Source organism: Devosia sp. Leaf420 (assembly GCF_001425445.1).
In the GTDB taxonomy this organism is placed as follows: domain Bacteria; phylum Pseudomonadota; class Alphaproteobacteria; order Rhizobiales; family Devosiaceae; genus Devosia.
In genome coordinates, this window is record NZ_LMQU01000011.1 from 481,351 (window position 1) to 502,093 (window position 20,743).

General features: G+C 60.0%; 19 protein-coding genes. 6 read left to right on the top strand and 13 right to left on the bottom strand.

All coding sequences use genetic code 11. The features are described from left to right. Positions 1 to 150: 150 nt before the first annotated feature. The 5 genes from ASG47_RS13165 to treZ form a co-directional block, all read right to left on the bottom strand. Positions 151 to 765, bottom strand: a complete 615-nt coding sequence (locus ASG47_RS13165) for a PAS domain-containing protein (protein WP_061909693.1) — start codon at positions 763 to 765, stop codon at positions 151 to 153. Between the two features lie 374 nt (positions 766 to 1,139). Continuing rightward, positions 1,140 to 1,394 carry a 30S ribosomal protein S21 gene (gene rpsU, locus ASG47_RS20380; protein ID WP_082460827.1) on the bottom strand — a complete coding sequence of 85 codons (255 nt, stop codon included), beginning with the start codon at positions 1,392 to 1,394 and terminating at the stop codon, positions 1,140 to 1,142. Between the two features lie 134 nt (positions 1,395 to 1,528). Continuing rightward, positions 1,529 to 2,344 (bottom strand): DUF1206 domain-containing protein, encoded by an 816-nt coding sequence (locus tag ASG47_RS13175; RefSeq protein ID WP_061909697.1) that lies wholly within the window; start codon positions 2,342 to 2,344, stop codon positions 1,529 to 1,531. A 116-nt stretch (positions 2,345 to 2,460) separates the two neighbouring features. Next, positions 2,461 to 3,417 carry an ABC transporter substrate-binding protein gene (locus ASG47_RS13180; RefSeq protein ID WP_061909699.1) on the bottom strand — a complete coding sequence of 319 codons (957 nt, stop codon included), beginning with the start codon at positions 3,415 to 3,417 and terminating at the stop codon, positions 2,461 to 2,463. A gap of 153 nt (positions 3,418 to 3,570) precedes the next feature. After that, positions 3,571 to 5,403 (bottom strand): malto-oligosyltrehalose trehalohydrolase, encoded by a 1,833-nt coding sequence (gene treZ / locus ASG47_RS13185; protein ID WP_200940924.1) that lies wholly within the window; start codon positions 5,401 to 5,403, stop codon positions 3,571 to 3,573. Positions 5,404 to 5,616: 213 nt separating this feature from the next. Between treZ and ASG47_RS13190 the strand changes: the two genes are divergently transcribed. The 6 genes from ASG47_RS13190 to ASG47_RS13215 are packed head-to-tail and all read left to right on the top strand — an operon-like array spanning position 5,617 to position 11,897. Then, on the top strand, positions 5,617 to 6,546 hold the full coding sequence (locus ASG47_RS13190; protein WP_061909701.1) for an ABC transporter permease: 930 nt from the start codon (positions 5,617 to 5,619) through the stop codon (positions 6,544 to 6,546). Beyond that, on the top strand, positions 6,543 to 7,715 hold the full coding sequence (locus tag ASG47_RS13195; RefSeq protein WP_061909702.1) for an ABC transporter permease: 1,173 nt from the start codon (positions 6,543 to 6,545) through the stop codon (positions 7,713 to 7,715). The genes ASG47_RS13190 and ASG47_RS13195 overlap by 4 nt, the downstream gene beginning before the upstream one ends. Next, on the top strand, positions 7,712 to 8,716 hold the full coding sequence (locus tag ASG47_RS13200; RefSeq protein ID WP_061909703.1) for an ABC transporter ATP-binding protein: 1,005 nt from the start codon (positions 7,712 to 7,714) through the stop codon (positions 8,714 to 8,716). The genes ASG47_RS13195 and ASG47_RS13200 overlap by 4 nt, the downstream gene beginning before the upstream one ends. Continuing rightward, complete coding sequence (locus ASG47_RS13205; protein WP_061909704.1) at positions 8,713 to 9,732, top strand: ABC transporter ATP-binding protein; 1,020 nt, start codon at positions 8,713 to 8,715, stop codon at positions 9,730 to 9,732. The genes ASG47_RS13200 and ASG47_RS13205 overlap by 4 nt, the downstream gene beginning before the upstream one ends. Further along, positions 9,729 to 11,309: a peptide ABC transporter substrate-binding protein gene (locus tag ASG47_RS13210; protein WP_061909705.1), complete on the top strand. Its 1,581-nt coding sequence runs from the start codon at positions 9,729 to 9,731 to the stop codon at positions 11,307 to 11,309. The genes ASG47_RS13205 and ASG47_RS13210 overlap by 4 nt, the downstream gene beginning before the upstream one ends. A gap of 57 nt (positions 11,310 to 11,366) precedes the next feature. Beyond that, the gene (locus ASG47_RS13215) at positions 11,367 to 11,897 is read left to right on the top strand and encodes a peptidylprolyl isomerase (RefSeq protein WP_156464096.1); all 531 of its coding nucleotides are present in this window, start codon (positions 11,367 to 11,369) and stop codon (positions 11,895 to 11,897) included. Here ASG47_RS13215 and ASG47_RS13220 read toward each other — a convergent pair whose 3' ends face one another. The 8 genes from ASG47_RS13220 to ASG47_RS13255 form a co-directional block, all read right to left on the bottom strand. Beyond that, positions 11,898 to 13,466 carry an FGGY-family carbohydrate kinase gene (locus ASG47_RS13220; protein WP_244487095.1) on the bottom strand — a complete coding sequence of 523 codons (1,569 nt, stop codon included), beginning with the start codon at positions 13,464 to 13,466 and terminating at the stop codon, positions 11,898 to 11,900. 72 nt (positions 13,467 to 13,538) lie between these two features. Then, entirely contained in the window at positions 13,539 to 15,011 is a 1,473-nt protein-coding gene (locus tag ASG47_RS13225; protein ID WP_061909711.1) for a mannitol dehydrogenase family protein, read from the bottom strand. Between the two features lie 126 nt (positions 15,012 to 15,137). Next, positions 15,138 to 16,136: an ABC transporter ATP-binding protein gene (locus ASG47_RS13230; protein WP_061909714.1), complete on the bottom strand. Its 999-nt coding sequence runs from the start codon at positions 16,134 to 16,136 to the stop codon at positions 15,138 to 15,140. A 13-nt stretch (positions 16,137 to 16,149) separates the two neighbouring features. Continuing rightward, positions 16,150 to 16,980 carry a carbohydrate ABC transporter permease gene (locus ASG47_RS13235; RefSeq protein ID WP_061909716.1) on the bottom strand — a complete coding sequence of 277 codons (831 nt, stop codon included), beginning with the start codon at positions 16,978 to 16,980 and terminating at the stop codon, positions 16,150 to 16,152. A gap of 13 nt (positions 16,981 to 16,993) precedes the next feature. Continuing rightward, the gene (locus ASG47_RS13240; protein WP_061909718.1) at positions 16,994 to 17,866 is read right to left on the bottom strand and encodes a carbohydrate ABC transporter permease; all 873 of its coding nucleotides are present in this window, start codon (positions 17,864 to 17,866) and stop codon (positions 16,994 to 16,996) included. Between the two features lie 194 nt (positions 17,867 to 18,060). Continuing rightward, positions 18,061 to 19,371: an ABC transporter substrate-binding protein gene (locus tag ASG47_RS13245; protein ID WP_061909720.1), complete on the bottom strand. Its 1,311-nt coding sequence runs from the start codon at positions 19,369 to 19,371 to the stop codon at positions 18,061 to 18,063. Between the two features lie 107 nt (positions 19,372 to 19,478). Then, on the bottom strand, positions 19,479 to 20,423 hold the full coding sequence (locus ASG47_RS13250) for a sugar-binding transcriptional regulator (protein WP_061909722.1): 945 nt from the start codon (positions 20,421 to 20,423) through the stop codon (positions 19,479 to 19,481). A gap of 52 nt (positions 20,424 to 20,475) precedes the next feature. Next, the gene (locus ASG47_RS13255) at positions 20,476 to 20,736 is read right to left on the bottom strand and encodes a hypothetical protein (protein ID WP_156464097.1); all 261 of its coding nucleotides are present in this window, start codon (positions 20,734 to 20,736) and stop codon (positions 20,476 to 20,478) included. Positions 20,737 to 20,743 lie beyond the last annotated feature (7 nt).

Here is a 20,743-nt window from a genome sequence, read left to right on the forward strand (position 1 = left end):
TATGCTTAACGCGGATTCTTCGAGATATTGTGGGTTCTTGGTACGGAATATTCCGTATCTGGCGCGATTCGACGTCGTGTCAATTGCTGGTTTTCTGCAATGGACGTAGACGTGAACGCAGTCTCACGCCTAAACTAGTTTCAAAAAGCGCTAGATCTGGTTTTTACGAAGGGCCGTAGCGACCGCATGAACGCGGTTGAACGTACCAAGCTTCGCCCCCGCATTGGCAATATGCGTATCCACAGTCCGGCTGGTGATGCCGAGCATCGAAGCAACGGTATCGCTGGTATTGCCGAAAGAGATCAGTCGCAGAATTTCCCGTTCGCGCTCGGTGATGGCGTATTTGCCGCGTGGCTGCGGCTCTTCCTCACGCGGCTCTTCTTCTTGATAGTCCTGGATCGGGCAAACAGTGCCGTAAAATCCTTCGAACTGATCATTCTCGCCGAATTTTGGTAGGCCCACGGCCCAGACGCTCGAATAATCGCCATCCGCCCGCGCCAGCCTGAAGGCCGCGCCATAAGCAGTCTGCGTATCATGAGCGTGGAGGAAGCTGCGCCGGACCTTTCCGGCATCGTCTGGATGAACAAGGCTCAGCCAGGAAAGGCCGATCCCTTGATCAGCGTCAGCACCGGTGAAATGAAACCATTCCGGGCTGAGGTAAAAGCATTCACCATTCAAATCAGTCGCCCAAGCGATCAAATTGGTGGTCTCAGTAACGGCCCGAAACCTTTGACGCTCAGCCGTCCAATCGACAGTTTTTTTCATCAGCCAGGAAGTTGGTTCATAGGGTGCGGTTAAGGCAATCTACATACACAACCTCAATGTACCCAATATCGGTGATAATACAACCATCTTCTGTGTTCATATAACCCATGTTCTTTGTGGAACTAAGCCGCATTGCCAAGCGACTGCAGAACCGCAGGTCGCGGACAATTACATTCACGATGTGAACTTAAAGATCGGGAATGGTTATTGCAGTAACTGGGCAAAGCGACGCTGAGCGCACCAGTTGGCGGACAGCCCATAACGAGGCTAAACCGCGACATCGGAATACTGGGAGGCAAAGCCCCGATCCGATGGATAAGAAGGAAGAGAGCCTAGGGCCGCCGACCTTATGCCGGCGGGCCCTGGGTTATGCCTTAGCGGGGCGACGGACGACCATCGGTGCGCACCGGGCGCTTGGGAGCCGCGATCAAACCTTCGCGGATAGCCTGCTTGCGAGCATTCTTGCGGGCGCGGCGAACGGCCTCACCCTTTTTACGAACGCGCTCTTCCGAGGGCTTCTCAAAATACTTCCGGAGCTTCATTTCGCGGAAGACGCCTTCGCGCTGAAGGCGCTTCTTGAGGACACGAAGGGCTTGTTCGACGTTGTTGTCGCGTACCTGAACCTGCAAAAAATTTCCTAACTTTGATTTCGTCTCACCCGCCTGAACAGACAGGCAGGAGTCGACGTAAGACCGATTGGGGCGTGTGGTATCAGCTTGATCGTCTCGACCCAACCCCAATAAGGGTAAATTTTCGGGAAGATCTAACCAGGAAGCGCCTGCTTCACATCAGCAAGGCTTGGCGCATTCATGTGGCGGTACACTGCCTGGATGATGGAATAGCAGCCAAACGCGACGAGGCCAAGAGCCGCCGTACCATAAAGCCAACGCCCGAAGGGCAGCGCATAGACATAATCGAGAGCATCCGAAATGCCGCCAGCCTGCTCGGGTGAAACGGTCAGAGCCGCATAAGCCACGAACCCACCGACGATGGCGAGCAAAGCGCCGCGGGCAACCAGCCCGAACAAGCATGCAAAGTCGAGTACTTTGGGCGACGATGGAAGATCAAGCCGATCGCGGTATTTCCGTGTGACGCCCTTGCCGATCTGAACAAGACCCGCGCCGATGACACCAATGGCGACAAGGCCAAGGAGGAAAGGGCCAAACGGCTGCTGGAGGAGCCAGGCCGAGGCCTCGGATTCCCCGCCACCACCGCTACTGCCGCCCCCTTGCCCCAACGCCATGCGCGCAGCAGTGAGCGCAAGGAAAACATTGGCGCCTGCGCTGATCAGCGAACCGACGCGCCCGACAAGACCCTTGCCGTCCGTGCCGACATTGTCAGCGTCCAGAAATCCTTGCGCGAGGCGCCAGGCGATGTGACCGGCAAGACCGATGGCAATCAGGCCCAGAAGCACGCGACCGAAGGGGAATTGCAAGACATGCGAGAGCGCTCCTGAGGAGTCTTCCGTGCCCCCGCCGCCGTTCAAAGCTGACATGAAGGCGAGACCGCCAAGGAGAATATAAACAACGCCACGAGCAGCATAGCCTGCCCGTGCCAATGTCTCGAATTTGTTGCGCATGACTTAAACCCTTCAACTGAAGGGCAAACGACAAGACGTGGGCCGGGTTCCGCAGCGTTAGCGATGCGACGGCTAGCGAGGATGGCGCGGCACTTAGATGCCGCGCTTCTTAGGTCCTATTGGTCGGCATAGGGAACGAAGGTCCGGCCCGAAATGTTGGAGATCAGCATGTAGCTGATGGCTCCGAGCGCATAGAAGGAGTTGGACGAGGCTTCTTCGCGCGGAATGGTGATCAGCTGGTTGCTCTGGCACGCTGTCAGATACTGGCAGAAGTCGGGGACAACGGCGTTTAGCTTCTCATTGGACGTTTGAGGGATTTCGAGCGTGTCCGTGCGGTAAGTGGCAAAGACAAAGTCTGCATCGAGCTCCGGAAGTCTTTCGGCTGGAACCATCATGTCGCCGCCCTCGGGTATGCTCTCGATAAGCGCAGGCGCCTTGAACCCCGCATCGCGCAACACACGCCCGAGCGTGCCATAGGTGTGCTCGACATAGAAGGCGCCGTCATTGCCCTGAATGACAGAGACCGAAATGTTGGCCGTGTCGATCAGCCGTTTGATCTGCGCAATCTGGCCATCATAGCGGGTCTTGAGGAAAGCCATGCGCTCTTGTGTGCCGGTTATGTCGGCCAAAAGTTCATAGGCCGCAAAAGCGTCGGCGCTGGTATCGATGACGACGACGGGAGCGATCTTCTCCAGTTGATCGACCGGGGCTGTCTGCCATTCGGTCGTGATGATGAGATCGGGCTCAAGCGCCGAGATCGCTTCTATATCAGCAGGCAGATTACCGACGAATTTGATTTGAGAATTGTCGAAATCGACCCCTGTCAGTACCGCACTGGCGCGGATGAACGGCTTTCCATCGGCCGTCGTCCGCCCATGGCTACCGATCGGGGGCACGCCAAGCTCGATCAGCAGGATGGTGATGCTGAGATCGTGCAGCGATACGATCCGCATTGGATGTGCTGGAATCTCGACCGTCCGACCGGTCAGATCGGTTATGCTGCGTGTCTCCTGCGCTAGCGCCGGGGCAACGGTGAGGATGACAGCCAATAAGGCTGCAATGAAGCGGTTCATGCGTTTCCCCCATACCGAGGCGCATAAAAGTGGCCTCACAGCCCGCACTAATAATTATGACTAACGATGTCAACAATATCAGTGACGCTTTGAGAGGCCTGCGGATGTCGCCGAGCAGCAACGCCTATGCGGCATGCCCAGCGCTCGTTACGGTCAGGAACCTGCGCGATCGAGAGTGAAAACAGCACTCCAAGCGCCAATCGTATCCTTTGACGCGGACCCTTCAAGCCAAAGCTGATCCGCGCCGGAGATTTTGGCGCCCGAGAACGGTTCATCAGACAAATTCGCGATCAGCGTCAAAACCGATTCATCCCCTAGCGTCCACTCAACCTTGAGAACCCTTTTAGCCAGCAGCTCGAACCTGCCAGCATTGCCGCCGATATCCGCAAGGCGCGGAATGATCTCTTCTTTTCTCAGCGCAAGAAGCTGCCGATAATGCACAAGGCTCTTGGCATGCTCGTCTTTCTCGAGATCGGACCAGACGAGCTTGCTGCTTTCAAAGGTCGAACGCGCCATCGGATCGGGCGGATCGCCGCGGTCCATATCTTCGGGAAAATTCTTGAGCTCATCCTTGCGCGATTGCCTGATGTCATCGGCAAGATCTTCGCCCACATCGGAAAAGAACAGGAAAGGCTGTTTGGGCGCCCATTCTTCCCCCATGAACAGCATGGGAATATGTGGGCTCAGCAAATAAATCGCGGCCCATAGCCGGACGCGGTCGGCGGGGATTAGATGGTTGATCCGCTCACCGAACGGCCGATTGCCGGCTTGGTCGTGGTTTTGCGCATAAGAGACGAAGGCCGTTGGCGGCAAGAAGGCGCTCGCCTCGCCCTTTTTGCGGCCTTCATGCTCCATATATTCGCCCTGCCAGGAAAAGCCTTCCGCTAGCGCTCGTCCCAAAAGGTCGATGCGACCATCAAAGTCCGCATAATACCAGGCGCTTTCGCCCGTCAGCGCATTGTGCATCGCATGGTGGATGTCATCGCTCCACTGGGCGTCATAGAGCCATGGCGTGGTGTCCTCGCGCCTTTTAAGCCAGCTCGCTTCATTGTCGGAATTCTCGACCATCAAATGAATATGGCGCCCATCGGTCGAGCTGCGGATCTGTTCCGCAAGATCCTGCAGCAGATGCCGAGGGCCATTATCGTGAATCTCGTGGACGGCATCGAAACGCAGGCCGTCAAAATGATATTCGTTGAGCCAATAACGAGCGCTGGCGAAAACATATTCGCGAATGACAGAAGCGCCATCTGCGTCGAAATTGATCGCCGGACCCCAAGGCGTTTCGTGCTTGTCGGTCGTCAGCGGGGTATAGACGGAGAGATAATTTCCCTTGGGGCCGAAGTGATTGTAGACCACATCGAGAAAGACGCTGAGGCCCTTTTCGTGCGCAGCATTGACCAGCGCCTTGAGATCCTCTGGCCGTCCATAGCTTGAATCGGGCGCAAACAATTGCGCCACGTCATATCCCCAGTTCCACTTGCCGGGAAATTCGGCAACGGGGAGAAGCTCGATGGCGGTGATGCCGAGTTCGACGAGATAGTCGAGCTTATCGATGACGCCGCGGAACGTGCCTTCCCTGGTAAATGTGCCGACATGCAGTTCATAAATGATCTGCTCTTCCCATGGCCGGCCCGGCCAACCGATATCGGTCCACTCGAACTGGTGCGGATCGATGATCTCACTTGGGCCGTGAGCGTCTTCTGGCTGAAATCTTGAAACCGGATCGGGCACTTCGGTGCCATCCTCGAGCACGTAGCGATAGCGCATGCCCGCCTGCGCGCCCTCGATCTCGACTTCATACCAATCCCGCGGCTGGCTGTTCATCGGTACGGTGATATCGAGATCGTATATTTTGAGCGCGACCCCGTTGGAATAGGGAGCCCAAACCCGGAAACGCACACCGGTCGCGGTAAACTGAGTGCCGAACTTCATCGGCTGGTCACGCCGAACAACGCGCGGCTCTTGGGGGATCATGATATTCATGGGTACACAACTGACAGGATGGACTGTGAGGCATCTGGATTCCCAAATGCCTGCGCCCAGCGCGCGTTCCTGCATGTAACGCTTGCGGCGCGCGCAACGAGGCGATGGGCCGCCTGTTTGAGATATTGAATTCGGGGCTCAATGGTGCTGCAATAGAACCATGTTTCGAGTCTGCGGCGTCCTACAGCACCGCTTTCCAGAGCGGCGTCGTTTATGCTCACCTATATTCTCAATCGCCTGGGCATGATGCTCGTCACCCTCTGGGCGATCGTCACCCTGACTTTCTTTCTCATGCATGCGGTACCCGGGGGGCCATTCGTGTCCGAACGCATGCTCGCGCCCGAAATCGCGGCGGCGCTTAATGCCAAATATGGGCTCAACCTGCCGATCTGGGAGCAGTATCTCAATTACCTCGGCCGCATCCTAACCTTCGACCTCGGCCCGTCTTTCAAATATCCCGGCGTCTCGATCAATTCCATGATCGCCGCCGGCCTGCCCGTCACGTTGCAGACCGGGCTCCTGGCGGTCATCTGCGTCGTCGCGCTTGGCGTGCCGCTCGGCGTCATCGCGGCGCTCAACCGCAATCGCTGGCCGGATACGACGGTGATGTTTATCGCAACGCTCGGCGTCGCCATCCCGAGCTATGTCATCGCGACAGTCTCGATTTACGTCTTCGCCCTGCGCCTCGGCTGGGTGCCCACCTTCGGCCTCGATGATTGGCGCGGTTATTTCCTGCCGGTTTTTGCCCTCTCTGGCTTCTGGATTTCCTTCGTATCCCGCCTGACGCGCTCGTCGCTGCTCGAAACGCTCGATCAAGATTATATGACCACGGCCCGCGCCAAGGGGCTGCGCAAGGGGCAAATCCTCATCAAGCATGGCCTCCGCAATTCGCTTCTGCCCGTCGTGACCGTACTGGGTCCGGTCGTTGCCAACCTGATCACCGGCTCCTTCGTCATCGAACAGATCTTCGCTTTGCCCGGCATCGGGCGGCAGTTCGTGCTCTCGATCACCAATCGCGACTACACCGCCATCATGGGCATCACGATCTTCTATGCCGCCGTGCTGATGCTAATGATCCTGATCGTCGATCTTCTCTATGTGTGGCTCGACCCGCGCATCAAACTGACCAAGGCAACCGCATGACCGACATATCTCCGGAAATGTGGGCCAAGCTCCCGGCCGACGAAAAGGCGACGCCTGTTCCACCGCCCGCCCCGACCTATGGCCAGGAAGTACGCCGCCGCCTCTGGGCCAATAAGCCCGCCGTCGTCAGCATTGTCTTCATCGTGCTGCTCGTGATCGCGGCCTTCTTCGGGCCCTATCTCTCGCCCCACACCTATTACAAGCAGGACCTGAAGCTCGCCAATATCCCGCCCTTCTTCGAAACCTATGCGGTGACCGACGGTGCAGGCGAAACGACGCGCTTCTTCCTCAATGCGTCGAACTTCAACCTGTACGAGGTCGACGCCGAGGGGAACATGCTCGGCCTTTTGAGGGGTGGGCGCAAAGACATCATCAAGAAGAGCCAGCCGTACGAATTCGGCGATCAGACCCTGACGCTCGATTATTCAAAACTGCCCGCCCGGCTCGTGCTCGAAGACGGCTCGGAAGTCCGCCCCACCGGCTGGGCCTGGAACAAGACTTATCTTTTCGGCACAGACCAGCTCGGCCGCGATATCTTGGTGCGCCAGCTCTATGGCGCGCAGATTTCCCTCACCGTAGCCTTCGTCGCGACCCTCGTGAACTTCTTCATCGGCGTCTTTTATGGCGGCATTGCCGGATATATGGGCGGCAAGGTCGATGCCGTGATGATGAGGATCGTCGAGATCATCTCGACCATTCCGTTGACGCTTTATGTCGTGCTGCTGATGGTGGTGTTCGACTCTGGTCTCGTCTCGATCATCATCGCCATCGGCTCGGTCTTCTGGGTCGATATGGCGCGCATCGTGCGCGGGCAGATCCTCGGCCTCAAGAGCCAGGATTATGTCGCGGCGGCGCGCACCATGGGTGCATCCCCGGCCCGCATCCTGACGCGGCACCTCTTGCCCAATTCCATCGGGCCGATCATCGTCACCCTGACCATGCTCATCCCCTCGGCCATCTTCATCGAGAGTTTCATGAGCTTTATCGGCCTCGGCGTGACGCCACCGCTCGCGAGTTGGGGTTCGCTGACGTCCGAAGCCGTCGAGACGCTCCGTGCCTATCCGCACCAATTGTTCTTCCCGGCTGCCGCGATTTCCCTGACCATGTTCGCCTTCAATTTCCTCGGCGATGGCCTCCGCGATGCGCTTGATCCGAGGCTCAGCCGATGAGCGCCCCCATTCTTTCCGTCAGAGATCTCGCAACCTCGTTCTTCACCCGACGCGGCGAAGTCCAGGCCGTCCGCGGCGTGAGCTTCGATGTGCGACAAGGCGAAATCCTCGGCCTCGTGGGCGAAAGCGGCTCAGGCAAATCGATCACCTGCATGTCGGTACTCCGCCTCTTGAAAGCTGGCGGCCGGATCAAATCCGGCTCGGCGACCTTCGAAGGCACGGACATTCTATCGCTCGACGAAGACGCCCTGTCCGACCTCCGCGGCAATCGCATCGGCGTCATTTTCCAGGACCCCATGACCTCGCTCAATCCCACGCTCACCGTGGGCGATCAGGTCATGGAAGCGGTGCGGCGGCATCGCAAGGCCAGCGCCGCCGAAGCACGCGCGCGCGCCATCGAACTGTTCGAGCTCGTCCGCATCCCCTCTGCCGCCAAGCGCCTCAACTCCTATCCGCACGAATTTTCGGGCGGCATGCGCCAGCGTGTCATGATCGCCATTGCTCTCGCCTGCGATCCAAAACTGCTGATCGCCGACGAACCGACCACAGCCCTCGACGTCACCATCCAGCGCCAGATCCTTGCTCTGCTGAAGGACCTGCAACGGCGCCTCGGCATGTCGGTGATCCTGATCACCCATGACCTCGGCGTCATTGCCGAAGTCACCGACCGCGTGCTGGTCCTCTATGGCGGCCTCGTCATGGAAACCGCCCCGGTGCGTGACCTCTTCGCCCGCCCTGCGCATCCCTATACAGTCGGCCTTCTGGGCGCGGTGCCGGACCTCCGTGACGACACGCATAAGCGACTGACACCGATCCCCGGCTCGCCGCCCAATATGCTCTCGCCCCCGCCCGGCTGCCCCTTCACCCCGCGCTGCCCGCACGCCATGGCGCAATGCATGGCCGCGCTGCCGCCGCTCTTCGGCGCGGCGCACCAATCGCGCTGCTGGCTGCAACACCCCGATGCGCCCAAGGTCGACGCCATTCACGAGGTGGCGGCATGAGACAACCCCTTCTTCAACTGCGCGACCTCCACAAGCACTTTCATCTGCCGACTGCCCCCTTCGCGGCAAAGCCCGTGCTCCGCGCCGTCGATGGTGTCGATCTCGACCTGATGAAAGGCGAGACACTTGGCCTCGTCGGCGAATCCGGCTGCGGAAAATCGACGCTAGCTCGCACCGTCATTCGCCTCCACGAGCCGACCTCAGGCAGCATCCTGTTCGATGGGCAGGAGGTCGTCAAAGCGCCCGAACGTCAGCTATCCAGCTTCCGCCGCCGCGTGCAGATGATCTTTCAGGATCCCTATGCCTCGCTCAATCCGCGCATGAGCGTCGGTGATCTGATTGCCGAACCCCTCGAAATCGCCGGCATCGGCACGGCGGCTGAACGCCGCAAGAAAGTCGCGAGCCTCCTCGACCGCGTCGGTCTCCCAAGCGATTCCGCCCAGCGCTTCGCCCATGAATTTTCCGGCGGCCAGCGCCAGCGCATCGGCATCGCCCGCGCCATCGCGCTTGAGCCCGATCTCGTCATCTGCGACGAACCCATTTCCGCGCTCGACGTCTCGGTGCAGGCCCAGGTCGTCAATATGCTCGAAGACCTGCAGGCTGATCTCGGGCTGACCTATCTCTTCATCACCCATGATCTGTCCATGGTCCGGCATATTTCGGATCGGATCGGGGTGATGTATTTGGGCAAAATTGTCGAGCTCGCGACCTCTGCCGATCTCTATCACCGCCCCTCGCACCCCTATACCCGCGCCCTGCTCTCGGCCATTCCGGTGCCGGACCCGGAAGCGGCGCGAGCGGTCGAGCCGATGCAGGGCGAAATCCCGAGCCCGATCGACATCCCATCCGGCTGTCGCTTCCGCACCCGCTGCCCGCTCGCCACCGAGCTTTGCGCGCGAGTCGAGCCGCAGCTTACCGATATTGGCGGCGGGCATCTGGCCGCCTGCCACTTCGCCGGGGAACTGGCGCAACAAGCAAACGGGGTAACATCCCCGACAAAGGAGAGAACGCAATGATGAAACGCGTACTGCCGCTCATAACGGCAATGCTGCTGGCCTCGGCCGGGTCGGCCTTTGCTGCCGGCGAATTGACCTATGTGGTCAACAATGAAAGCGCCAAATACGACCCCGGCACCACCGCCGAAACTTTTGCTGCCCCGATCATCGGCAACACCTTCGAAGGCCTCGTGCGCCTGAGCCCCGAGGGCGAGGTCGTGCCGGCATTGGCTGAAAGCTGGGATGTTTCGGAAGACGGTCTCACCTACACATTCCACCTGCGCGATGCAAAGTGGTCCGATGGCGAGCCGGTCAAGGCATCGGACTTCGTCTATGCCTGGAAGCGCGTGCTCGATCCCAAATCGGGCGCCATGAATTCACAGATGCTCTACCACATCGTCGGCGCCGAAGAAGCCTATGGCGGGGGCGATGCCAGCGCGATTGCGATCTCGGCTCCCGACGATAAGACGCTGACCTTCACGCTCAAGCAGCGCGTGCCCTATATGCTGCAGCTTCTTAACTACCCAACCTTCTATCCTGTCCGCGAAGATGTCGTCTCCGCCGATCCCGAAGGCTGGACGCGCAATCCCGCGACCTTTATCGGCACCGGCCCCTTCCGCGTCACCGCGTTCAATCAGGGCGAGTCCGTCGTCTTCGAAAAGAACCCGAACTATTATGACGCCGACGCGGTCAGCCTCGACAAGCTGACCTTCCGCCTGATCCCTGATCCGGCAACCGCACTCGCCGCTTTCGAAGCCGGCGATGTCGACGGCATCGAAGCCGTCCCGGCGCCTGAAATTCCGCGCCTATCGGTTGAGTCTGATGCCTTCCTCATCGTTCCCGCTCTTGGCACCACCTATGCGTTCTTCAATCCGCATCAGGCGCCGCTCGACAATATCCATGTGCGCAAAGCGCTCTCGATGGCGATCGACCGCTCCGAAATCATCGAGTTCGTGCTGCAATCGGCTGACACCCCAGCCCTCGGCCTCGTGCCTCCCGGCATGAGCCTTGCCGGCGAAGATTTCACCGAAGGCCGGGATAATTTTGGTCTCTCGGAAACCGCCGATGTCGAAGGCGCCAAGGCCGAATTGGCCGAAGCCGGCTTCCCCAATGGCGAAGGTTTTCCCAAGACGCTTTACGTCACCTATTCCTCTCCGCCGATCGAAAAGCTGCTCGAAGCCATCCAGCAGATGTGGAAGGAAAATCTCAATATCGACGTCGAGATCCAGGCGACCGAATGGCAGGTCTTCTATCCCGAAGTGCAGAAGGTCGAGTACCAGATCGCGCAGATGGGCTGGGGCGCTGACTACCCGCACCCAATGACCTTCCTCGACAACTTCGTCACCGGCAGCGCCAACAATCTCGCCAATTGGTCCAACCCGGATTACGACGCAGCAATTGAAGCGGCCAAGGCGACGGGCGATGAAGCGGAATCGCGCGACGACATGCGCAAGGCCGAGGCCATTTTGATGAATGACCACGTCATCCTGCCCCAATATCACCGCTACAACTATATGATGATGAGCCCCAAGGTGACCGGCTTCTGGCGCTCGCCGCTCAACGTCCCCTACTTCCGCGACGTTGAAATCGCTGAATAAAATCAATGCCTCCCGCCGGACCACCGGCGGGAGCTTCTCTTTTATCGGATTAAAGACGTGACCATTTCAGTTCTGCTCGAAACTGCGCTTGGCAGCTTCACCATTGCCGTCGACGACGCCAAGGCCCCCGTTACGGCGGCCAATTTTCTGCGCTATGTCGATGACGGCCTGCTCAACGATGCCGAGGCCTATCGCATCGTCAACTACGAAAACCAGAACCCGCAATCGGTGCACAAGATCGAAGTCGTGCAGTGGGGTTATCACACGACCGACGACCGGCCGGCGCCCTTTCCGCCGATCGCCCATGAAACCACTGAAATGACCGGCCTTGCCCATAGGGATATGACCGTTTCGATGGCCCGGTTTGCCGTCGGTTCCGCGGCTTCGGAGTTCTTCATCTGCATCGGCGATCAGCCCGAACTCGATTTCGGCGGACGCCGCAATCCCGATGGCCAGGGCTTTGCCGCCTTTGGTCAGGTGGTCGATGGCCGCGATACAGTGATGAAGATTTTTGCCGAGGCCGAAACCGGCGCCGGCAATGAATACAAGAAGCAGCCCGTAAAATTCACGCGCGTTCGTCGCGCCTGATTATTCCATCGCGTCAATAGCTTGGCGCTGCCTCAACATTTCGAGGAATATCCGGTAGTCCCTGTCGAATTGCGACCGGGCTGCCGGATTGGGTGCCCGCGAGGTGCCGCTCTGCTGCATGGCTAGACACGCCTGATCAAGGCTCGGATAAAGCCCCGCGGCATTGGCAGCGACCATGGCCATGCCGAGAAGCGTTGCGTCGGGCGTTGAGGGTTCGACCACGGCGCAGCCCGTCGCGTCGGCATAAAGCTCCATGAGCAATGGATTTTTTGTGTGCCCGCCGGTGATGTGTAGCGTGTCGATGGCATAGCCGCGGGTGTTGAGGGTTTCGAGGATGTGGCGGACACCGAGAGCGATGGAAACGCAGGTGCGCCAATAGAGGCGGCAAAGGCTGTCGAAATCGCTGTCGAGAGTAAGGCCGGAGATGACGCCGAGGGCGAAGGGGTCGCCTAGCGGCGAGCGGTTGCCGTGGAAATCTGGCAGCACGTGCAAGCGGTTAGCGAGGGCGAGGCCTTCGGTTTCGCGCAATTCCATGACGCGACGGCAAATGGCGAGGTGTCTTTCGCGGGTCGGCTCACCCCCTGCCCCATGCCAGCGGATGATGTGGTCGAGCAGCGCGCCAGTGGCGGATTGGCCGCCTTCGTTGAGCCAGACGCCGGGCAGGACGGCGCCGAAATAGGGTCCCCAAACCCCTGTGGTCGGACGGTCTTCGGCCGATAAAGCCATGACACAGCTCGATGTTCCTGCGATGAGGGCAAGGTGGCGGTCTATGGTTTCCACGTCGGACGTGAAGGCGCCGAGGACGCCGAGAGCGCCGGCATGAGCGTCGATGAGGCCGGCACCGACGCGGCAATTTTGGGTGAGGCCGAGTTGGGCGGCGGCGGCTTCCGTGAGGGAGCCGAGGTCATCGCCGACGGGGCTCGCGGCGTCAGGAAGTGCAGCTTTTTCAATGAGATCGTTGAGGCCGACGAGCTGCAGAAAGTCTCGACGCCAGCTTGGCTTCTGGTGGCCGAGATAGGTCCATTTGCAGGTCAGGGTCGATTGCGAGCGCGCCAGCGAACCCGTGGCTTTCCAGGATAAAAAGTCAGCCAAATCAAACATATGGCCTGCGCGGGCCCAGCTTTTAGGCAAGTGGCGCTTGAGCCATATGAGCTTTGGCACTTCCATTTCCGGGGACATGACGCCGCCGGCATAATGGAGGACTTCATGGCCGGTTCGCGTGCATTCATCGGCTTCTTCGAGGGCGCGATGATCGAGCCAAACTATTGTATCCCAACGATCTTCTCCATCTTTGGAGACAGTGACCGGTGCGCCTGCGGCGTCGCGGACAACGAGGGAACAGGTGGCATCAAAACCGATGCCGACGACATCGGCGGGATCGGCCTTGGCTTGGGTGAGGGCGGCGCGGACGGCGAGGCAGACGGCGGTCCAGATGTCTTCGCTGTCGTGCTCGGCAAAGTTGGCGTCGCTGCGCCGCATCAGGATCGGATTTTCGTGACGGCCCAGCAGTTTACCGTCGACTGTGAAAACTCCGGCACGGGCGCTGCCGGTGCCTACGTCCACTCCCACCAGGAGGTCTTGCCCCACGCTGCCCTCGCTTCTCCGTCCCGGGCGGAGCTTAGCGGAAGGCAGCGGGCGGGGCTAGAGGCGGTCGGCGAGATAGGCTTCGAGCGTTGCCTTTGTGCCGATAGACCACAATGAATTCAACGACTTGGTGAAAGCCGCGATGAAGCTTGGGGCCTTCGCGAGGTTGCCATAGATGTCAGCCATCTCGAGCCAGGCTTCGGGATTATCCTTGGCTTTCTTGGCCTGTCCGGTGAGGCGATCCCAGCTTGGATCGTTGGGTTCGATGACCGTGCCGCTGTCGGTCGTGCCGTAGCAATAACGGCACCAAAGTGCGCTCACCAGGGCAAGGCCTGTTACCATTCCGTTAGCGTTGACCCTATCCAAGGCGGTCGGAATGATAAACTTCGGTTGTCGATTGGAGCCATCGAGCGCGAGGCGGCGGATCGTGTCGCCGATCTTGGGATTGGCGAAGCGTTTTTCGCAGAGCGCGAAATAGTCGTTGAGATCGGTATCGGGCACCGGCGGCACGACCGGGATGATCTCTTCGGTCTCGACCTTTTTAAGGAACGCGGCGACCAGCGGATGCTCCATCGCCTCGTGGACGAAGTGGATGTCCATCAAGCCGGCCGGATAAGCGATGGTTGCGTGGCCGCCATTGAGGATGCGGATCTTCATGTGCTCATAGGGCGCGACATCGGGGACGAACTGAACGCCGACCTTTTCGAGCGCCGGGCGGCCGGCCGGGAAATTATCTTCGAGCACCCATTGCTTGAAATTTTCGCAGAAGACGGGCCAGGCGTCCTCGATCCCAAAATTGTCGGCAAGGAGCTTTTTCTCGCGGTCGGAGGTCGCGGGGGTGATGCGATCGACCATGCCATTGGGGAAGGCGACGGATGATTTGACCCAGTTGGCGAGCGCGGGATCGATCAGGGCAGCGAGGCCTGCGACGGCGTTTTCAGTGACGTGGCCATTGCCGGGGATGTTGTCGCAGCTCATGACGGTGAACGGCTGCAGACCGGCGTTTTTCCGCGCGACGAGGCCGGCGAGGATCAGGCCGAAGGCAGTTTTGGGTGCGTCGAAATGGGCGGCGTCATAGGCGATGTCGGGATGGGTCGGATCGAATTTTTGCGATGCCGGATCGATATAGTAGCCGCCCTCGGTGATGGTCAGCGACACGATACGGATGGCGGGGTCGGCGAGTTTTGAGATGACGGCCGCGCTATCGCCGGGCTTGAGGTAATCCACCATGGCGCCGGTGACATGGGCGGAGCTGGAGTCAGCTTCCTGCTCGACGACGGTCGTTAGCCAATCCTGGCCCATGAGCTTTTGGCGCATGGCCTCGTCGGTGTCGCGGACGCCAGCGCCGATCAGCGCCCAATCGTGGCCCTCGCCGATATTGAAGAGCGCGTCGAGATAGACGGCCTGGTGGGCGCGATGGAAATTGCCGACGCCGAAATGGACGATGCCGGGGGTTAGGTCGGCGCGGGTGTAGCCGGGGACCGCGGCGGTGGTGAGGCTCGGCAGGGTGGCGGCGGCAAGTTTGGTCATTCTGGTCGTCCTATTCTTCACATCCGGCCCTGCCCCGGCGTCATTCCCGCGAAAGCGGGAATCTCTCTCCTGTTTGCAACGAGGGATTCCCGCTTTCGCGGGAATGACGCTGTTTGTGTGGCAGGCTTATAAGGCCTTGCCCGCAGCGTCGAATTTATAGATGCGGGTTGGGTCGGGTGTCAGATAGACTACGTCACCGTGGCTAAAAGTCTGGTCGCCGTCGGTGCGGATGGTCATGAGGCCGAGGCCGTCGGTCTGGACGTGAAGGAAGGTGTCGGAGCCGAGCTGTTCGGCAACGCCGACCGTGCCTTTCCAGGCGCCTTCTGTGGTCGAGAGTTTGAAATGTTCGGGGCGCACGCCGATGGAATGGGCATTGTGCTTGGCGGCTTCCGGGCCGTCCACGAAGTTCATTTTCGGCGAGCCGATGAAGCCGGCGACAAAGCGATTGGCAGGCTTCTTGTAGAGGTCGAGCGGTGAGCCGAACTGTTCGACATTGCCGGCATTGAGCACCACGATCCGGTCGGCCATGGTCATGGCTTCGACCTGGTCGTGGGTCACGTAAATCATCGTGGTCTTGAGCTGCTGGTGCAGTTCGGTGATTTCGAGGCGCATGTTGACGCGAAGGGCCGCGTCGAGGTTCGACAAGGGTTCGTCGAAGAGGAAGGCCTTGGGCTCGCGGACGATGGCGCGGCCAATGGCGACGCGCTGGCGCTGACCGCCGGAGAGGGCCCGCGGGCGACGGTCGAGATAAGAGCCGAGGTTGAGGGTACGCGCGGCGTAGTCGACTTTCTTGTCGATCTCGGCCTGGGGCATTTTCGCCATCTTGAGCGGAAAGGCGATGTTGTCGCGCACGCTCATATGCGGATAGAGCGCATAGGACTGGAACACCATGGCGAGGCCCCGGCGCGCGGGCGGCGCGTCGGTGACGTCCTGGCCGTCGAGGAGGATTTTGCCCGAGGTGGTGTCTTCAAGGCCGGCGATCAGACGCAGCAAAGTCGACTTGCCGCAGCCCGAAGGACCGACAAAGACGACGAATTCGCCATCCTCGATATCGAGCGAGATATCGGGAATGATCTCGACTTCGCCGAAGGACTTGTTGACGTGTTCGAGGGTGATGGAACCCATTTTTTTCAGTCCTTTACTTCACTGCGCCAAACGTCAGGCCACGCACCAGCTGTTTCTGGCTGAACCAGCCGACGAGCAGGATTGGGGCAATGGCGAGGAGCGAGGCGGCGGAGAGTTTGGCGAGGAAGAGGCCTTGCGGCGAGGAAAAGGAGGAGATGAAGGCGGTGAGCGTCCCTGCCCGGCCCGAGGTCAGCGTGATGGTCCAGAAGGCTTCGTTCCAGGCGAGGATGACGTTGAGCAGCAGCGTCGAGGCGATGCCGGGGACGGCCATGGGGACAAGGACGTGGGTGATCTCGTTCCAGAGTTCGGCGCCATCCATGCGGGCAGCCTCGAGGATGTCGACCGGGATTTCCTTGAAGTAGGTGTAGAGCATCCAGATGATGATCGGCAGGTTGATCAGCGTCATGATCAGAGTGAGGCCATGGACCGTGTCGAGCAGCCTTAGATCGCGAAAAATCAGGTAGATCGGGATCAAGACGCCGACGGCGGGCATCATCTTGGTGGAAAGCATCCACATCAGGATGTCCTTGGTGCGCTTGGATGGCGCGAAAGCCATGGACCAGGCAGCGGGAATACCGATGATGAGGCCCAAAATGGTCGAGCCGAAGGACACGAGGATTGAATTGATCGCGTGCTTGAAATAGTCCGACCGCTCCTGCACGGCCCCGAAATTTTCGAGCGTGAAGTTTTGCGGGAAGAACGTCGGCCGGGAGGCGATGGCTTCGGCTTCTGTCTTGAAGGCGGTTAGGAGCGTCCAGAGGATGGGCGAGAACAGCAGAAGCGCGATCACCCAGGCGAGGACGGTGAAGCCGATGCGGGTTTGAACGGAGACGCGGCGGGCCATATTTTCGTTCTCCCTAAGCGTCGAGGTTTTTGCCAACGGCGCGCATCAGGAAGATGGCGACCACGTTGGCGATGATGACGGCGACGACGCCGCCGGCGGAACCGGCGCCGATGTCATTGCTGAGAATACCGGTGCGGAAGACGAGGAAGGCGATATTGGTGGAGGCATAGCCGGGGCCGCCACCGGTGGTGACGCGGATTTCGGCAAAAATGCCCAGAAGGAAGATCGTCTGGATCAGGATGACGATGGTGATTGCTCGAGCCATGTGCGGCAGGATGATGTAGCGGAAGCGATTGACGGCGTTGGCGCCATCCATTTCGGAGGCTTCCCGCTGTTCTTCCGAGAGCGACTGCAGGGCGGTGAGGAGGATCAGCGTCGCAAAAGGCAGCCACTGCCAGGCGACGATGACGATGACCGAAAACAGCGGATATTGGTTGAACCAATCGACCGGCTGCAGGCCGAAGAATTTCCAGAGATGCCCGAGCATGCCGTAGCCCGGATGCATGAAGCCGTTTTTCCAGATCAGCGCGGCAACCGGCGGCATGACGAAAAAGGGGGAGATGACGATGATGCGTAAAATCCCCTGCCCCCAGATCGGCTGATCGAGCAGCAGCGCGAGAAAAGTGCCGCCGATAACGGTGATCAGGAGCACGCCGCCGACGAGGAGGAGCGTGTTGATCAGGGACTGGGTGAAGCTGGGGTCGCCGATGACATAGACGTAATTGGCCCAGCCGGCGAAGCCCGTCATCATCGGATTGATGAGGCTATAGTTCTGGAACGAGAACCACAGGGTCATGACCAGTGGCACGATCATCCAGATGAAGAGCACGATAACGGCCGGCGCCATCATGGTGCGCGCCAAGGCGCGGGTTTGTTTGGTGGCCATTCTTTTGTGACTTTCTCCCGGCGCGATCCAGCCCTTGCAAGTATCGCGGCGTCATTCCCGCGAATGCGGGAATCCCTTCTTCAGCGTGCCCCGCTCCCGAGATTCCCGCTTTCGCGGGAATGACGCAGTGGGTGGAGAGAAACCCGCCCGGCCAAAAGAGGGGATCGATCGGCCAGGCGGCAGTCGGGAAGATTCTACTTGATGTAACCAGCGCGGGTCATGTCGCGGGTGGTCGCTTCCTGAGCCTGGGCCAGGGCGTCGTCGGCGCTCATCTGGCCGGCGAGAGCGGCGGAGAAGAGTTGGCCGACATTGGTGCCGATGCCTGCAAATTCCGGAATCGCGACGAACTGGACGCCGGTATAGGGCACGGGCTTGACCGTCGGGTTGGTCGGATCGGCCGAATTGATCGAGGCCAGAGTCATCGCCGCGAATGGCGCAGCGGCCTGATAGTCGGCATTTTCATAAAGCGAGGTACGCGTGCCCGGAGGCACGTTGGCCCAGCCGTCCTTTTCAGCGACGAGCGCGAGATAGTCCTTGTCGGTCGCCCAATTGATGAATTTCTCGGCAGCTTCCGCATTCTGCGAGGAGGCGGGAATGGCGAGGGACCAGGCCCAGAGCCAGTTGCCGCGCTTACCAAGGCCATTGTCCGGCGCCTGGGCGAAACCGACCTGATCGGCAACGGTCGAGTCGGTCGGATTGGTGACGAAGGACGCGGCGACGGTGGCGTCGATCCACATGCCGCACTTGCCCTGCTGGAAGAGCGTCAGGTTTTCATTGAAACCGTTGGAGGACGCACCGGCCGGGCCGGCATCGGCCATCAGCGAGAGATAGGTATCGAGCGTATTCTTCCACTCGGGCTGATCGAACTGGGGCTTCCAGTTTTCGTCGAACCAGCGGGCGCCGAAAGAATTGGACATGGCGGTGAGGAAGGCCATGTTTTCGCCCCAGCCGGCCTTGCCGCGGAGGCAGATGCCGTTGATGTCATTGGCGCGATCGGTCATGGCGCGGGCGGCTTCGCCGATGAATTCCCAGGTGGGAGCTTCCGGCATTTCAAGGCCGGCCTTTTCCATCAGGTCCTTGCGATACATGATGAAGGAGCTCTCGCCGTAGAACGGGGCGGCATAAAGCTTGCCATCGAGCGAGAGGCCACCGCGGATGGCGGGGAGGAGATCGTCGACGTCATATTCGGCATCGGCGCTAAGCGCATCGAGTGGCTTCAGCCAGCCCTGCTTGGCCCAGATCGGGGCTTCATAGGTGCCGATGGTCATGATGTCGTATTGGCCGCCATTGGTGGCAATGTCGGTGGTGACGTTCTGGCGGAGCGTATTTTCTTCGAGCACGACCCAATTGAGTTCGATGCCGGTTTCTTCGGTGAAGGCGCTCGAAAGACCCTGCATGCGGATCATGTCGCCATTGTTCACCGTCGCGATCGTCAGGGTCTGCGCCGAAGCCGAACCAGCCAGGGCAAGAAGAAGTGCGCCCGCGAAAAGGGGTGTGAGTTTCATTGATATCCTCCCAAGGACGGAGCGAGTTTTTGCTCTCATCTTGAGCAAATGTTCACCAGCTGAGCGAAAGTGTCAAGCGGGGTATTTTTGCTCTTTGGGATTTTCACTTACTGGAGGAGAAGTGCCGCCGTCGTTTCGTCGGTGATGACGCCATTGGCGAGGCCGCTTTTGAGGGCGGCGCGGATGGAGGCGGCTTTGCTGCGGCCCATGGCGAGGGCGATGACGGGGCCCTTGGGGATGGGCGCGGAGGCGACGCGATCATTGGTGAGGCCGGCGATCAATTCGCCCGCGGCATCAAAGGTCCAGCCGCAGATTTCCCCGACGGCGCCGGCCTTTAAAAGTTCGGCATGTTCGGCTTCGGTGATGAAACCATCGAGGAGCAGCGGCGCGTCGGGGCCGAGATGGCCGACGCCGACAAAAGTGATCTGGGCCTGTGCGGCAAGGGTCAGCGTCGCTTCGATCATCGCCTGGGTGTGGAGCAGTTGGCGCTCCTTGGCCGAGGAGGCGATGACAGGCAAGGGCATGGGGAAGGAGCGGGCCTTGACCGTATCGGCGACGTTGAAAATGACGTTGTAGAAGGCCGCGGAGCCATCGGGGGCGATATTGCCGGTGAGCGAGACGACCTTATGGTGCTGGCAATCCATGGGCTGGAGCTGCTCGATCGCGGCTTTGAGCGTACGGCCTGTGCCGATGGCCATGACGATGGGGTCGGTGCTCTTGAGATAGCGCTCGATCTCGGCGGCGCCCGCTTCGGCGACTCCGATCGTGGTCGACCCCGAGGCCGGATCGGACGGAACGACTTCGCATTGGACGAGGCCGAACCGATCGGTGAGGCGCTGGGCGAGGTCGAGGCAGCGGCCAATGGGATGGTCGAGCCGGACTTTTATGAGGCCCTCGCTGACCGAGAGCGAGACGAGGCGCTGCGCCGTCTGGCGCGAAATGCCCATCTTGGCCGCGATCTCTTCCTGGGTATTGCCCGCGACATAATAAAGCCAGCCGGCGCGGGCAGCGTCGTCGAGCCGGGTCGCAGAATTGTCCTGTCGCGCTGCCATGGTCCTCACCTGTCGCTTGGGATTATTCCCAAGCCGGGCCTTGGCGCAAGCCCTACCAGCGGTGTCCCGAGGGACTGGGGCGCTTGAAATGATCGGTGAGGGCGAGGAGCACGACCATGTGGAGCCGCTCCTTGGTCGATGGATCTTTCAAACATTTGACGCGCGAGGACACGGTGAAATGGAGCCCGTCGCGGAGGCCCGTCGCCGTATAGGAGAGGAGCTGGGCGGCAGCATCGTAGCTGGCCGTCACAACCTTGAAATCCATCGTCGCCATGGCACTCGTTCCGCAAATCGCCTTTGCCATCATGGACATGAGACGG

Bases quoted from the DNA above. Each gene is read 5' to 3' on its own strand.
- ASG47_RS13195 (WP_061909702.1), top strand. From the start codon at position 6,543: ATGACCGACATATCTCCGGAAATGTGGGCCAAGCTCCCGGCCGACGAA.
- ASG47_RS13225 (WP_061909711.1), bottom strand. From the start codon at position 15,011: ATGACCAAACTTGCCGCCGCCACCCTGCCGAGCCTCACCACCGCCGCG.
- ASG47_RS13175 (WP_061909697.1), bottom strand. From the start codon at position 2,344: ATGCGCAACAAATTCGAGACATTGGCACGGGCAGGCTATGCTGCTCGT.
- ASG47_RS13205 (WP_061909704.1), top strand. From the start codon at position 8,713: ATGAGACAACCCCTTCTTCAACTGCGCGACCTCCACAAGCACTTTCAT.
- ASG47_RS13190 (WP_061909701.1), top strand. From the start codon at position 5,617: ATGCTCACCTATATTCTCAATCGCCTGGGCATGATGCTCGTCACCCTC.
- ASG47_RS13235 (WP_061909716.1), bottom strand. From the start codon at position 16,980: ATGGCCCGCCGCGTCTCCGTTCAAACCCGCATCGGCTTCACCGTCCTC.
- ASG47_RS13210 (WP_061909705.1), top strand. From the start codon at position 9,729: ATGATGAAACGCGTACTGCCGCTCATAACGGCAATGCTGCTGGCCTCG.
- ASG47_RS13255 (WP_156464097.1), bottom strand. From the start codon at position 20,736: ATGTCCATGATGGCAAAGGCGATTTGCGGAACGAGTGCCATGGCGACG.
- ASG47_RS13245 (WP_061909720.1), bottom strand. From the start codon at position 19,371: ATGAAACTCACACCCCTTTTCGCGGGCGCACTTCTTCTTGCCCTGGCT.
- ASG47_RS13165 (WP_061909693.1), bottom strand. From the start codon at position 765: ATGAAAAAAACTGTCGATTGGACGGCTGAGCGTCAAAGGTTTCGGGCC.
- ASG47_RS13180 (WP_061909699.1), bottom strand. From the start codon at position 3,417: ATGAACCGCTTCATTGCAGCCTTATTGGCTGTCATCCTCACCGTTGCC.
- ASG47_RS13250 (WP_061909722.1), bottom strand. From the start codon at position 20,423: ATGGCAGCGCGACAGGACAATTCTGCGACCCGGCTCGACGACGCTGCC.
- treZ (WP_200940924.1), bottom strand. From the start codon at position 5,403: ATGAATATCATGATCCCCCAAGAGCCGCGCGTTGTTCGGCGTGACCAG.
- ASG47_RS13230 (WP_061909714.1), bottom strand. From the start codon at position 16,136: ATGGGTTCCATCACCCTCGAACACGTCAACAAGTCCTTCGGCGAAGTC.
- ASG47_RS13240 (WP_061909718.1), bottom strand. From the start codon at position 17,866: ATGGCCACCAAACAAACCCGCGCCTTGGCGCGCACCATGATGGCGCCG.
- ASG47_RS13200 (WP_061909703.1), top strand. From the start codon at position 7,712: ATGAGCGCCCCCATTCTTTCCGTCAGAGATCTCGCAACCTCGTTCTTC.